Origin of the sequence: Burkholderia ubonensis, assembly GCF_902833085.1 — a bacterium.
Lineage (GTDB): Bacteria > Pseudomonadota > Gammaproteobacteria > Burkholderiales > Burkholderiaceae > Burkholderia > Burkholderia ubonensis.
This window is the reverse complement of sequence record NZ_CADFEB010000004.1, coordinates 475,072-489,925: the sequence shown is the minus strand read 5'-3', so window position 1 is coordinate 489,925 and position 14,854 is coordinate 475,072. Positions and strand designations below refer to the sequence as shown.

General features: G+C 63.4%; 11 protein-coding genes. All 11 read right to left on the bottom strand.

Annotated features, from left to right (window positions below):
- Positions 1-84: 84 nt before the first annotated feature.
- Entirely contained in the window at positions 85-417 is a 333-nt protein-coding gene (cyoD, locus tag HWX31_RS13505; RefSeq protein ID WP_042586271.1) for a cytochrome o ubiquinol oxidase subunit IV, read from the bottom strand.
- Positions 418-1,029 carry a cytochrome o ubiquinol oxidase subunit III gene (gene cyoC, locus HWX31_RS13500; protein ID WP_059615425.1) on the bottom strand — a complete coding sequence of 204 codons (612 nt, stop codon included), beginning with the start codon at positions 1,027-1,029 and terminating at the stop codon, positions 418-420.
- The gene (gene cyoB / locus HWX31_RS13495) at positions 1,029-3,035 is read right to left on the bottom strand and encodes a cytochrome o ubiquinol oxidase subunit I (RefSeq protein ID WP_174964593.1); all 2,007 of its coding nucleotides are present in this window, start codon (positions 3,033-3,035) and stop codon (positions 1,029-1,031) included. The genes cyoC and cyoB overlap by 1 nt, the downstream gene beginning before the upstream one ends.
- A gap of 3 nt (positions 3,036-3,038) precedes the next feature.
- Positions 3,039-3,929 carry a ubiquinol oxidase subunit II gene (gene cyoA / locus HWX31_RS13490; RefSeq protein WP_174964594.1) on the bottom strand — a complete coding sequence of 297 codons (891 nt, stop codon included), beginning with the start codon at positions 3,927-3,929 and terminating at the stop codon, positions 3,039-3,041.
- A 477-nt stretch (positions 3,930-4,406) separates the two neighbouring features.
- The gene (locus HWX31_RS13485; protein ID WP_174964595.1) at positions 4,407-7,043 is read right to left on the bottom strand and encodes an AMP-binding protein; all 2,637 of its coding nucleotides are present in this window, start codon (positions 7,041-7,043) and stop codon (positions 4,407-4,409) included.
- A 68-nt stretch (positions 7,044-7,111) separates the two neighbouring features.
- Entirely contained in the window at positions 7,112-7,636 is a 525-nt protein-coding gene (locus tag HWX31_RS13480; protein WP_059652653.1) for a DUF5680 domain-containing protein, read from the bottom strand.
- A gap of 97 nt (positions 7,637-7,733) precedes the next feature.
- On the bottom strand, positions 7,734-8,678 hold the full coding sequence (locus HWX31_RS13475) for an ATP-grasp domain-containing protein (RefSeq protein ID WP_174964596.1): 945 nt from the start codon (positions 8,676-8,678) through the stop codon (positions 7,734-7,736).
- A 305-nt stretch (positions 8,679-8,983) separates the two neighbouring features.
- Entirely contained in the window at positions 8,984-9,844 is an 861-nt protein-coding gene (locus HWX31_RS13470; protein WP_059652659.1) for an SPL family radical SAM protein, read from the bottom strand.
- A gap of 9 nt (positions 9,845-9,853) precedes the next feature.
- Positions 9,854-11,170 (bottom strand): MATE family efflux transporter, encoded by a 1,317-nt coding sequence (locus HWX31_RS13465; protein WP_059737047.1) that lies wholly within the window; start codon positions 11,168-11,170, stop codon positions 9,854-9,856.
- Between the two features lie 114 nt (positions 11,171-11,284).
- Entirely contained in the window at positions 11,285-12,508 is a 1,224-nt protein-coding gene (locus tag HWX31_RS13460; protein ID WP_174964597.1) for a 4Fe-4S binding protein, read from the bottom strand.
- Complete coding sequence (locus tag HWX31_RS13455; RefSeq protein ID WP_155122893.1) at positions 12,505-13,746, bottom strand: radical SAM/SPASM domain-containing protein; 1,242 nt, start codon at positions 13,744-13,746, stop codon at positions 12,505-12,507. Before HWX31_RS13455 ends, HWX31_RS13460 begins: the two co-directional genes overlap by 4 nt.
- Between the last annotated feature and the right edge of the window lie 1,108 nt (positions 13,747-14,854).

Sequence of the window (14,854 nt, the reverse complement as noted above, 5' to 3'; positions counted from 1 at the left end):
TGCAGAAAGGCGCGCAGACCGCGCGCCCCCGAAAGAAAACCAGCCGTGCAAGGACACGGCGCGAATGCGTGAACGGAATGCCGGTTACCGCGACATCATGTTCATGCTGACGTTGTGCATCACCCACAGCGTCCCGACGATGAGGATCAGCGCGGTGAGCACCGTGTAGCTGAACGCCATCACGTTCCAGCGCTGGCTCGACGACGTGTTCATGTGCAGGAAGCACACGAGGTGCACGAGGATCTGCGCGAACGCGAGCACCGCGAGCGCGATGATCGCCGCCTTCGGCGCCAGCACGCCGCCCATCACGAGGCCGAACGACGCGGCCGTGAGCAGCACCGACAGGACGAAACCGACGATGTAGCCGCCGGCCGTGCCGTGCGCTTCATCGTGGTGAATGAGTTCCGAATGGGCCATTTAGATCACGCTCGCGAGATAGACGAAGGAGAACACGCAGATCCAGACGATGTCGAGGAAGTGCCAGAAGAGGCTCAGGCAGGTGAGGCGCCGGAAGTCGCGTTCCGTCATGCCGGGGCCGCGCGCGATCTGCACGACGAGCACGACCATCCACAACAGGCCGACGGCCACGTGCAGCCCGTGCGTGCCGACCAGCGCGAAGAATGCCGACAGGAACGCGCTGCGCTGCGGCCCCGCGCCTTCCGCGATCAGGTGCGAGAACTCGCGCAGCTCCATCGCGAGGAACGCGACGCCCAGCACGAACGTCACCGCGAGCCAGACGAACACCGCGCCGCGCCGGCGGCGCTGCGCGCCGAGCATCGCGAAGCCGTACGTGATGCTGGAGAGCAGCAGCGCGGCGGTCTCGAGCGCGACGCCCGGGATGTCGAACAGGTCCTTCGCGGTCGGGCCGCCCGCAAACTGGTTGCCGAGCACCGCGAAGGTCGCGAACAGCGATGCGAAGATCACGCAGTCGGTCATCAGGTACAGCCAGAAGCCGAACACCGAATGCGACGGCGGATGATGATGCGCCGCCGGATGACGGGCGCCGCCCGTGAGAGTTTGATACGACATCAGTTCGCCTCCAGTTCGGCTTCCGGCGACGGCGCACGCATCCGCACGCCCGCGCGTTGTTCCTCGATCTTGCGGACGGTATCCGCCGGAATGTAATAGCCTTCGTTGTCCTGCGCGCTGTACAGCACCACCGTCGCGACGATGCCGACGAGCGACGCGATCGCGAGCCACCAGATGTGCCAGACGAGCGCGAAGCCGAGCAGCAGGCTGAAGACCCCGACGAACAGGCCGGCGCTCGTATTGGACGGCATGTGGATGTCCTGGTACGTGACGTTCTTGCCGAGCCCGAGACCCTTCGCCTTGCGATACGCGAGCTCGTCGAGTTCGTGCACGTCCGGAATCACCGCGAAGTTGTAGACGGCCGGCGGCGACGACGTCGCCCACTCGAGCGTGCGGCCGTTCCACGGGTCGCCGGTCACGTCGCGATACTGCGCTTGCGCGCGGTTGCGCCAGCCGACCCACACCGATGCGACCTGGAACACCACGCCGAGCGCGATCAGCACCACGCCGCACGCGGCGGCGATCAGCCACGGCTGCCACGCCGGGTTGTCGTAGTGGTTCAGGCGGCGCGTCATGCCCATGAAGCCGAGCACGTAAAGCGGCATGAACGCGACGTAGAAGCCGGTGAGCCAGCACCAGAACGCGCGCTTGCCTTGCTTCTCGTCGAGCTTGAAGCCGAACACCTTCGGGAACCAGAAATGGACGCCCGCGAAATAGCCGAACACGACGCCGCCGATGATCGTGTTATGGAAGTGCGCGATCAGGAACAGGCTGTTGTGCAGCACGAAGTCCGCGCCGGGAATCGCCAGCATCACGCCGGTCATCCCGCCGATCGTGAACGTGACCATGAAGCCGATCGTCCACAGCACCGGCACCGTGAACTCGACGCGGCCGCGGTACATCGTGAACAGCCAGTTGAAGATCTTCACGCCGGTCGGGATCGCGATGATCATCGTCATGATCCCGAAGAACGCGTTGACGTCGGCGCCCGAGCCCATCGTGAAGAAGTGATGCAGCCACACGAGGAACGCCAGCACCATGATCGCGCACGACGCGTACACCATCGTCTTGTAGCCGAACAGCGGCTTCTTCGCGAACGTCGCGATGACTTCCGAATAGATGCCGAACGCGGGCAGCACGAGGATGTACACCTCCGGATGGCCCCACGCCCAGATCAGGTTCAGGTACAGCATCGCGTTGCCGCCGGCATCGTTCGTGAAGAAGTGCATGTCGAGGTAGCGATCGAGGCCGAGCAGCGCGAGCGCAACCGTCAGGATCGGGAACGTCGCCATGATCAGCACGTTCGAGCACAGCGCGGTCCACGTGAACACCGGCATCTTCATCAGCGTCATGCCCGGCGCGCGCATCTTGATGATCGTCACGAAGAAGTTGATCGACGTGATCAGCGTGCCGACGCCGGAGATCTGCAGCGCCCACAGGTAGTAGTCGACGCCGACGCCCGGGCTGAACTGCAGCTCGGAGAGCGGCGGATACGCGAGCCAGCCCACCTGCGCGAATTCGCCGATCACGAGCGAGACGTTCATCAGGATCGCGGCGACCGCCGTCATCCAGAAGGAGAGCGAGTTCAGGAACGGGAACGCGACGTCGCGCGCGCCGATCTGCAGCGGCACGATCAGGTTGAAGAACGCGACCAGCAGCGCCATCGCCATGAAGAAGATCATGATCACGCCGTGCGCGGTGAAGATCTGGTCATAGTGATGCGGCGGCAGGTAGCCGGGGCCGTTGTACGAGAGCGCGAGCTGCAGGCGCATCATGACCGCGTCCGCGAAGCCGCGCAGCAGCATCAGCACCGCGACGACCAGGTACATCACGCCGATCTTCTTGTGATCGACCGACGTCAGCCATTCGCTCCATAGCCATTTCCACCGGCCGGTGACCGTCAGCGCGACGACGATGCCCAGCACGACGAGCCCCATGAAGGCGCTCGCCCCCATGATGATGGGCTGGTCGAACGGGATCGCCGAAAGAGTCAGTTTGCCGAACATGCGTTACCCCTTCGTCGTACAGGCGGCGTCCTTCAGATCGAGGACGTGGCCGTTGTTGTATTTCGCGATGATGTTGTGAAACAGCTTCGGATCGACCGACGAGAAGTAGCGCACCGGCGCCTTCTCGCTCGGCTGCGCGACCGTGCCGTACACGGTCATGTCGAGGCGGTCGGACGACGCCTTCACCTTCTGCACCCACGCGTCGAACTGCTCGCGCGGCTCGGCGAGCGTGCGGAACTTCATGTCGGAGAAGCCGCGGCCGCTGTAGTTGGAGGACACGCCCGCGTAGTTGCCCGCCTGGTCGGCGATCAGGTGCAGGCGCGTCTGCATGCCGGCCATCGCGTAGACCTGGGTGCCGAGCTGCGGGATGAAGAACGAGTTCATCACCGAATCCGACGTGATGCGGAAATTCACCGGCGTGCCGACCGGAATCGCGAGCTGATTCACCGACGCGATGCCGAGCTCCGGATAGATGAACAGCCACTTCCAGTCGAGCGCGACGACTTCGACGTCGATCGGCTTGACCGACGACTGGAGCGGCTTGTACGGGTCGAGCTCATGCGTGGTCTTCCACGTGAGGATGCCGAGATAGAGGATGATCAGCGTCGGCACGGTCCAGATCACGACCTCGATCGCCGTCGAATGCGACCAGTTCGGCGCATAGGTCGCGCTGCGGTTCGACGCGCGGTAGCGCCACGCGAAGAACAGCGTGAGCAGGATCACCGGCACGACGACGATCAGCATCGCCCACGTGGCCGTCGCGATCAGCGATTTCTCCGCGACGCCCACCGCGCCCTTGGGATCGAGCACGTGAAGGTCGCTGCATCCGGCCAGTCCCGCGAGTATCGCGATGACGGGGGCCGCCCGCGCACCGCCGGTGATTCGTCTGATCATGGTTCGTTTGCCTGAGTGTCGTTGAGAAGGACTGCCGGGCCGCGCGCCGCCAATGCGCGACGCGTGCCGACCACGGCAGCCTGCCGCGCGAACTGTACGGAAAATTGCCGCACTGCATCTTGACGGTGGACAAACTTCGCCTGCTTCCGCCATATCCTCCCCGAACCGGACCGGACGCCCACCCTTGCGATTGCCGGCAGGGGCTGATGGAGAAAGGAGAAGGGCGTTCGGCGCGCGTCCCGGGGAAATCGGGCGGACAGCCGAGAAACGGTGGACATCTCGGCGATGCACCGCAACATGGGCGATGGCGGCATTCGGCGGCGCGCCGGCTTCGGGCGGCGGCGCCATGTGGCGCGGGCGGCACGCGACGCGATCATCACCGCGCGGCGTCGGGCGGATGCGGGGAACGGCGGCGCGCCCCGCCACCTCGCGGCGGGGCGCGCTCAGGCCGGCGTGTCGAACCGCGCGTCAGTCGCGTCAGGCAGCCGGTCCGGCGGTGGAAATCGCGATGTTCGCACCGTGCGCGCTCCGGGTGGCCCGGACGATCAATGCGGCGTTTTCATGGACGTTGTCGCGGTCGAGCATCGCCAGATGATGGCCACGACCGTCCAGCTCGCTCACCGTGCCGGTCGAGAGACGGCGCCATATCCCCGCGGCATCCCGATCGACTTCGCTCGCGCTCGACGCGCTCAGCAACAGGATGTCGGCGTTGATCGGCCGATCATGCACGACGCCGTCGAGATAATTGCGGTAACGGACGATTTTCCGTTCGGCGACCCGGCGCACGTCGACGATACCCGCCGACGACGCGGCCAGTTCCGACAGGAAGCCGATGTCGAACAGGTAGTCCGCAAACGATCCCGCGTACTGCTCCAGTTCGTCCTCGCCGCGACGAATGACATGCGCGCGCGGCGCGGTATCCATCAGCACCAGGCATTGAACTTCGACGCCCATCGATTCCAGGCGTTGCGTCACTTCGTAGGCCAGGTTTCCGCCTGCGGAATAGCCGAGCAGCGTAACGGGCTGCCGGGAAGTCGCTCGCGCGATTCGCGCGGCGTAATCCGCCGGCGGATCGTCGCTCGGGATGAAATCGAAGGATGTGACCGCGTAATCGGGCAGCGCCGCCTCGAGTCCCTTGAAGATAAGCCCCCAACCAGACAAGGGCGGAAAGGCAAAGAGACGTGGGCGCGCGTCGTCGCCGGCATCCGCCGCCGCGGCATCGGCCGCCGCGGCATCGGCGTACTCGCGCCGGGCCAGGCTCACTGCAGCCATGATCGCCGACAGCGAGTCGCATTGCGCCAGCGTCACCGCTGGCACCGCGCAATGCGCGGCGTGCTCGAGAAAGTGACCCAACGCAATCGCCGCCAGCGAATCGACATGCAGGAACGAATCGGGGTCAACGTCGCCGCCGCATACGCCAATGTCATGCAGGAATTCCGCCACGCGTGCGACCAGATCGTCTCCGGACCTGCCCGGGCGTGTGGATCGAAGCCCGGTCAGCGAATCGAGCAGGCGGGCCTTGTCGACCTTTCCGTTCACCGTCGTCGGCATCGACCGAACCGGGACGAATTGCCGCGGGATGAGCGCCGGGGGCAGGCGCTCGGCGAGATGACGGCCGAGTTCGTGCGCATCGGGCGGCGCATCCCCGGCCGGCACGTAAAACGCCACCAGCCGTCGCGACAACTGCGTGTCCCCGACCGGCAGCACCTTGGTTCGCAGTATGCCGGCGACGCCGTTCAGCAACGCTTCGATCTCGGCAGGATTCACCAGCACGCCGCGGATCTTCACCTGATCGTCCTTGCGTCCGGACAGCGTCAGCACGCCTGCCTCGTCGACAAATCCGAGATCTCCGGTGAAATAGACGCCGTCCGCAGAGCCGGGAATATCGACGAAACGCGCCATCTGGTCCGCGGTTGCGCCGAGATATCCCGACGAGCGATAAGGGGTCTGGATGACGACTTCCCCTACCTGCATGGGCATGCACGGCTTCAAGTCGTCGCCCAATACGTGAAACCTGACCTCGTCCAGCGGGCGGCCGACAGGAACCGGATTGCGATGCGCGTGGCGGTCTACGCGATGAAAGAACTTCGCCAGCGTGGTTTCGGTAGGACCGTACAGATTCACCAGACCGACGTTCGGCGCCGTGGCGTGCAGCAGCGCCGCCACTTCGGCCGGCATCGGCTCGCCGGCGGAAAATACATGCCGCAACGCGCTCAGTGGCTCGCCCACGCCGCGCGCCTGCAGCCACGCCTGCAGCCGGGTGGGCGTCACGTGCAGGCAGGTGATCGCCCGCTCCGCGCAGGTGGTCAGCGGATTGCTCATGTCGTTCGGCGCGACGTGCAGGCATCCCCCCGCGGTCAGGACGAGAAAAATGTCGCGCAACACGACGTCGAAGGTCGTATTGGTCGTCACGAGACAGTGGTCGGACGGTCCGATCCGGAACGCGTCGCGTTGCCACGCGAGGAAATGGGACAGGCCGGCGTGATTGCCGAGGATGGCCTTCGGCGTGCCGGTGGAACCCGAACTGCAGAAGATATAGGCGTCGGGCACGGTCAGCGGCGCGTTCACGACGGCGTCGACGTCGCCGGTCGACGCGCGCGATACGAACGCGCCTGCGTCGCATGCGTCGATGACCGGCACCCCATATTCCTGCGCCGCTACGCCTCCGGTCGCGAACAGGTGGCGCGTGCCGGTTTGCGCGATCAGCGCCCGGTTTCGCAGCGACGGCGCCGCGGCGTCGATCGGAAACGCGATGGCGCCCGCCAGCCACGTCCCGAGCATCGCCGAGACGAACGGGATCGATACCGGACCGGACAGTGCCACCACATCGCCCGGATTCACCCCATTGCGCTCCAGCAGACGGCGCTGCGCGATCGCAAGCGCGACAAGCTCGCCATAGCTGCACGTCCCCTGGTCTTCGCGTATCGCGACGGCATCGGCATGCAACGCCGCGATTTCCGCGATGCGCGCGGTCAGACGCGGTCTGGTTCGCACCGGGTGCCCGCGCAAACCGCGGAACCACGACGAATTTCGAATCTCGGCAAGCAGCGGTGAATCGGCCTGTGACACGGCATTCCTTTCAATGGAGATCGCGGGTTGAATGGCGCGACGCATGTCGCACGCGGAACCGGACGGATGGCACGCACCGAGGCAACCGCGCGCCGGCGCGTCCGTTGTCGTCGTCAAGGTTGGGCTGCGTCGAGATCGTGCAGCAAACGCATGCCCGGATTGCGCTTTCCGAAGATCAGCCCGCCCACGTAGCGTCGGTAGCAGACGAATACGCCGTCCATCTGAACGGTTTCGCGCCCGTGAAATGCGCTGATATCGCCTTCAGTATGGTTGGCATAGGTCAGCGCGCCTCGTTGATGATTCTCCGGACCGCGAGTCGGAAAGGCCAACGGCGGATTTCTCAGCGCTTCCCGAAGAAACGCGAACAGCTCGTGCTTGATATCGACATACTCCTGGTACACCCCGCCGCGATAGGTCATCCCCCAGACCGGCACCTCGTCATACCAGACCGTTTCCATGCCGACATCGACGATCTCGCCGAAGTACTGATCCTCGTATCGGAACGAACCGCATTCGAACTGATAGTTTTTCGATGCAGGACTCTTGGACGGCATGCGACGCGCGTCGGCGGCAAACGTGTGTCGCTTCGCCTCCACCAGGAACGAACAGAGCGCACGCATCGACAGCTCGTCAATCATTGTGTTTCTCCTGACCATGGCAATCCGCCGCGAACGTTGCATTCAGCGTTCGCTCGCGCACGATTCGATAACGAAACTGACCGGCATGCTTGCCGGGTCATCCCTGCAGCGCAACGGCGAATTGCTCCGCAGACGGCACCTGCAGCACCTCATGGCCGATTCGATTGACAAGATGCGTGCGGCTGAAGCCGTCGATCGGCGCGTGATCCGGCTCGATCGATTTCTGCAGCACCCGCGCGCCCGGCACGTCGGCCGCAGGCTGGCCTGCAAACGCGAAGCGAACGCCGTAGCAGGACGGCTGATGGCCGTCTGCGCGGGCCGCGGCAAGGTCGCTTCCGAGCTTGACCGCGATCATCGCTTTCTCGAGATTCACGCCGAATGCAAGATTGACCAGCGTCGAAATACGATCTCCGGCCACGCGGCAGCCCGCTTCGATGACTGCCATCGTGCCGTCGGGCGAAACCTTGAACTCGATGTGCACGATCGAATTCCGTACACGCGCCGCATCGAGCAGGCGCCGGGCCGCATCCTCGACCTGCGCTCGCAACGCGCCCTCCAGCAGCGCGGGCCCTGACAGATGCCCGATCTCGTCGAAATTGGGCAGCGGGGACAGGAACTTGCGGGTGATGAACAGGTGTTCGATGCGCGCGTCCTGGACCACGACTTCCGCGCTGTATTCGTCTCCGTGGAAATACGCCTCGAGCAGGCACTCGCCTGCGAAGCTCATGCCGGTCGACAGCGCGACCCTGTCGGCAAAGATCGCGGCTGCGTTGCGTTCAATCTCGTCGGCGCTGTGGTTGAGCGTGACGTACCAGGAGCCGGCCATGTCGGCCGGTTTGCTCACGACCGGATAGCGATCGATATCGACGATCAGTTCGCGCAGTTCGGCGATGCTGCTTGCGGCGCCATACAGCCTCGGTTGCGGGACGCCGTGCTGCGAGAATGCATGCCGCATCCTGGCCTTGTTGCGAAGCACGGAGGGATCGCCATCCATCGAGCAGCGCAATCCGAGCGCGCGCGCGACGCTGTCGGCGGCCGCCACCGAGAATTCGCCGCCGGCGACCACCGCGTCGATGTGCCCGAAGCTCGCGAGCGCCTCGATCAGCGCCGTCGCGTCATTGTCGATTCGTTCGACGCAAATGGTACGGTAACGATCGAGCTGCCAGGTGTCGTACGGAATATTCGACACGCCGGGTATCGCGAAGCATGCTTCGACGCCGAGTTCCGCCGCCGCTTGCGCGTAACGCGCGCAGGCGTCGAAGGTCAGGGGAGCAATGATCAGGACGCTCTTCATGAAATCTCTCAGGTAGTGAATATCGTTGTATTGACGGCCCGCACACGCGCCCGCTAGCTTGAATGCACGATGGCCCTGCCGAGCCGAAGCCGAATGCCGTGCCGCTCGAGCAAGGACAGGACCCTGGCTTCCAGCGCCGCACGGGCTTGCACGGCGTTCTCGCGCCGGAGCGATGCCGCACGCGCCGGCGCCTGCTCCGCCATCTCGCGTTCGATGCGTTGGGCGATGTAGCGGCTCGGATTGAGATGTTCGACGTAGGCTTCGCGCACGCCGGTTCGTGCAATGCGCTCGACCAGCCGCTCGAGCTTGTCGGGCGACTCCGCGTAGTACGGCAACAACGGGCCGATGAACGCGTAGGTTTCGACGTTGGCGGCATTGAGCGCACTCAGCGTCTCGAGACGGGCACTGGCCGCCGGCGCGAATGCCTCCAGCTCGCGGCCCAGACGATCTTCGTCGGTCGTGATGGTCACGCCGACCTCGCAGGCAGGCAGGCGCTGCAGCAAATCGATATCGCGCAACACGAGAGGCGATTTCGTCAGGATGCTGACCCTGCCCGGATAGGGCTCACGCGCCAGCAGCTCGACGATTCCGCGCGTCAGGCGGTACTTCTTCTCGACACCCTGGTAGGGGTCGGTCACGGAACTCAGGAAAATCGTCGGCCGACCGTCCTTCGCGCGCACGCGGCGCAGTTCCTTTTCGAACAGTTCGACCGCGTTCGTTTTTGCGTAGACGTATTTTCCCCAGTCGGCGATCGACTCGCCGACAAAACGTCCCATGAAGCTTGCGTAGCAGTACGCACAAGAGAACTGGCAACCGACATAGGGGTTGACGACGAGGTCCGTGTCCGGAAGACCGGATTTGACCAGCACGGACTTTGCGGTGATTTCCTCGATCTTGATGTGGGCGGATGTCATGGCGCGGGTTCAGGAGGTTGCGGCCTGCGGGCGTCCCGAATCCTGGACGACGCGACGTTGATATTCGAAGATGCCTGCCGCCGCGACGATCGCCGCCGCCGCGAGTGCCCACCAGAACACAAGTGCGGTCTGCGATGCGCCCGACCACCGGTTGGCGATCGCGCCGCCCGCGAGTCCGATGCCCCACAGCGCAATGCCGAGGATCACGGTCGGCACGAGCGTGCGCCGATACGCGCGCAGCACGCCGCTGCAAACGGTGAATATCGCATCGAACAGGTGATAGACGCCGACCACGACGATCAGTCGGGCCGCGTAATCCGCCACCGACGCATCGCTGGTATAGAGACGCGCGATCAGGTCGCCGCCCGACACCAGCACGAGCCCGATGACGAAGCTGATCGACAGGGTCAGCGTGACGGCGGTCTGGCCGACGCGACCGGCTGCTTCGCCATCATGCCGCCCGAGCGACTGCCCCACCATCGCGCTCGCGACGTTCGCGAGCGACATCGGGACGAGGTAGCACAGGTACGACACGCTCGCGGCCACACCATGCGCCGCGGCCTGAATCTGCCCGCCTCGGGCAACGAGGAGACCGATCAGCGTGAGCACGCTGTAGTCGAAGAAAAAGCTTGCGCCGATCGGCAGCCCTTGTCGCATCAGCGTCGAGAGCGTGGCGGCGCGGGGCCGCGAGAAGCGCGTGAGCGCCTCGCGCCCGCCATGCACGGTGTCCGTCAGCACCGTGCCGAACCCGACCGCCAGCAGCACCCACGTCACGACGGCCGTCGAAATCGCGCAGCCGACGACGCCGAGACCGGCATGGCCCAGCCCCCCCTGGACCAGAACGAACGACAGCGGAATCTTCACGATCAGCCCGGCGACGCTGGCCATCAGAATCTTCCGCGTCTTCAGGAGCGCCGACGCGTATCCGCTCACGACGCGAAACAGCAGCGTTGGAGGCACCGAGACCGCGAGCCACAGGAGGAACAGCCTGATCTCCGCTGTCGCCTGCCCTCGCTGCCCCGCCAGCGACAGAAAGAGGTCCGGGAACACCAGCAGCAGGCAGATCGGCAGCGACAGCGCGAGCGCAAGCCAGATGCCCTGCCGCACCGTCTCCGCCACTTCTTGCCGGTTGCCGGCGCCATGCGCGGACGAGATCGCCGGAATCAGCGCGATCAGAATGCCGGTAAAGCCGATCTGAATCGTATTGAAGATATTCCAGCTCACGCCGAACACCGCCATCGCGTGTTCGCCGTTCAGATGGCCGATCAGCATCAGGTCGACGATGCCGTAGGCGCTGCTCGCCAACTGCGCGATCAGGAGCGGCAAGCTCTGCGTCAGCAGAGGCCGCAGTACTTCATTGCGGGAAGGAACCATCCGGAAATCACTCGCATTCATGTTGGGACGCACCAGCTGGACGCTGGCTCGCGATCGCTCGCCGGGTCATGCCTGCTCCAGCACGAGCGCCTTGGTCGGGCAGACGGAAACGCACAGCGAACAGCCGTCGCAGTGGTCGGCGAAGTTGTATGGCACGCTCTTGAACGAATCGCATACGGTCAGGCTTTCGCACTTGTCGCAGTGGATGCAACGGTCCTCGATCAGACGCGCGCGCACGTCGACGAACGGACGTGGACGAACGCGCACCGGCCGATCGATTGCCGCCGCATCGACACTGAGATCGACAAGCTCCTGAAGTGTCGCGTACCCTTCGTCGTCGAGAAATGCGACGAGCGATTCGTTCAGCTTCCGTAGCGCATCGAAGCCGCGCAGCATCGGCAGCGTGGTCAGATGAACGCTTCGGGCGCCGAGCATCAGGCATCGCACGACGTCGTCCCGTCTCCACACACCGCCGCCCGCGCACAGCGGCACGTGCGTGTGCGCCCGCAGCTTTTGCAACATGCCGAGCGTGAAGGGCAGCAACGGCTCGCCGGTCAGAACGCCGTGCGAACGGCCGGTCGTTTCGTTGAACAGCACGCCGTCGAACAGCGGCCGGCCGCGATCGTGGATGTCGATGTACGGATAGACGTTCAACGAATCGATGAAGATGAGCCCGGCCAGGTTCGGCATCCGGCAGATCGCGCTGACGAGATCGTCATCCATGCCCAGATTCAGCTTCGGAATCACGGGCACGGGGACGCCCGTGCTCAACTCGCGAATGAAGGACACCACTTCGCCGATCCTGACGTCGCTCAGTTTCTTCAGGTTGATGTAGAAGAAATCCAGTTGCACCGCATCCGCACCCGCCCCCACTGCGCCGTCGACCAGCCGGCGCCACGCGGCGAAATCGCCGTCGTCGACGCCCGGCTGAAATACCGACGCGATGACCGGGATACCGCATGCCGCTTTCGCCTGCTCGATGAGGCGCGTCCCCCGCTCGAACGACAGGATTTCCTTCAGGTAGGTCGACTTGAGATACGTGCTGTTGCCGCGGAGCGCGTAATACCGGCGCCGGTCCTCCAGTTCGAAAGGCGTTTCGGCATGCCCGCCGATCGATTTGGTGATGACCGCCCCCGCGCCCGCACGTTCGGCTGCGACGATATCGCCGACGGACGTCGTCGACGGCCCTGAGCCGACGATGAGTGGCGACGCGAGCGGAATGGATGCGAACGACGTCGCCAGCCGCGGCGGCGAACCCGGTACGGTTCGGGACGAAGCCGCGGCATTCATGACTCGGCCCCTCCCTGAACCGCCTTGATCGGGATGATGCGTTCACTTGCCGCACGCCCCGCCGGCGAAAGCTTGTCGGTGTAAAGCGGATCGGAGCTGTCGAAAATCCGTTCGAATGGATCGCTCTTGTCGGAATGCTGGTATGCAAAGATCTTGCAATGGCCGAAGTTTGCGTCGAGATTGCGCCGGTACCGCTCCGCAAGATTGGTCGACAGCAGTTCCTGAAGCGTGTTCTGAGCAAGGTTGCCGAGGACCCATTCGCGGCCCAGCGGTTGTCCGTCGAGGCCGTACGCCCACGGCGACGACAGCAACGTACCGTCGGGCATGATGCCGAACGATTCGTGCACGAGATCGCAGGGATTGCGTTCAGCGTCGTAGCTGCCCGGGAGGAGATGCTTCATTGCGCACTGCAGCTTCACGACCGGACCGCCAAGACGCGCCTCCATCCGCTTCAGCACGTCGATCGCGCGCAGATACTGGTCGCGCGTCGGCACCTTGCTGCGCGCGACGACGCCGCGCCCGACCGGAAACAGCCGCATCAGCAGCAGCTTGCTGACGCCTTCGTCGTGCAGCACCTGATAGAGCCGCTGCAAGTGCTCGTCCGCCAGGATATCGGTCGTCAGCGGCAATTCGGCGCGCGTCTTGCATCCCGCCGCGATGAAATCCCGGGCACGCTTCAGATTGCCTAGCGCATATCCGTCCGGGCGATTCGCGACATCTGCGAGCGACTCGGCGTCGAACGTGAAGTTGTATTCACTGATATGCGGACTGATGAGTGCAGTCGGCACCTTGGCGCTACCGGCTCCGGTCACGGTCAGCGTGACGTTGTCGCGTCCCAGTTTTTCCGCCGCGTATCGCAACAGTTCCAGGTTTTCCGGGAGCGTCAGCGCATCGCCGCCGGATATGTCGATTCTGGCATCGAAATCACGCAGGTTGTCGATCAACAGCTTCTTGCCGGCGAGATCCAGTTCCTGGCCACGCCCGGACCGTATCGCGGCGGCCTGCGCATAGATGTTCGGATATCGGGAATCCAGCGGAAACACTTCCGAAACACCGAGACCACGCGAGTGCATGTGCAGCTCGCTCCCGCGCTTCTGCACGTGAACCGCGTCGACGCAGCAGATTTCACAATCCCACGGACAAACGAGCGTGGTGTTGTATATCAGGTCCACTTTCTTTTTCACCGGTTCGGCAGTCGCCGTCCCTTCGGCCAGAATTTCACCTCGGAGTTCTCTCATATTCTTCTCTATTTAATTGAAAAACGAACCACCCCATTCGCGCCCGAGCGAAAATGGCCAACCCCGCACCCGCCAGGCACGCTTCCGCATCCCGCGCTCAAAAACAAGGCGAGATTACCGAATATGCAAATCGCTTACATAGGAATGCAAATTACATAAGACAGCACAAAGCAAGATAGCCATAGCCATCTAAGCAGCACTTCAATTCATTGAAGGACTTCACGCAAATTCGATTTGCGTCGTCCATTTCAGACGCAACAGCAACCATCGCCACGCCGGAACAGACAATTCACTTCAACCCGCGGCAATTCTCCAATTGCAGCAGCATCTTTCTGATTTGAATATTGCGCGCCAATCCTGAATGCCCGCAGCCCGCAATCGCTGGGGCGCATCGATGACAGAACGACCTGCTCGTCACACGATCTTGCCGAAACGCGCATTCGCACCATGGCATTCACGCACCAGCAGCATGGCGATGCGGCCGCCCCAGTCGCGAGCCCCCTCGCATCGACAAGTACTCCGTCCCGCTCACGGCAGGAAAGGCCACTCTTTACCGTGTGACGCACCCGTGCGCAGAACCCTCGGAATCGGCATATTGGATTTTCGCTTCAGTCATAAGGTGCGATGCCATGATATTCCTTTTTTAATTATCAATATCACAAATCAATCACAAAGCCCAACATACAGCTTACACCGACACTTCCAACACAATCCGACAATTAACGACTCGCGATTGAGTCATGCACCCGCGCATTCATCGAAGTTCGTCGACACACGAGTCCCACCCGCACCAAATAACCCGAAAGGAAAATGAAATAAATCAGCACGCCGATCCGACCTTACCCAACATGAGAAACGCCAATCGACTTTTTCCTGTTCGATTAAGAATCTGCATCAAAATTAACAAGTCTAATTTTTCCTGTCAAACTTTTTTTGATGAGCCGAAACGCGTGCATTTCGATTTTGAGAAAGGGAGGCGTGCCGGAACGGAAGAGCGTGTCGAGTGACAGTTGGCGATACACGCGATGTGCTTGCGATGGCCATCATCGAAGACTGGACGACGGTGCAGAAAGCAGACAGTGTCCGGGTCGGTCGCAGTCCGACCTGA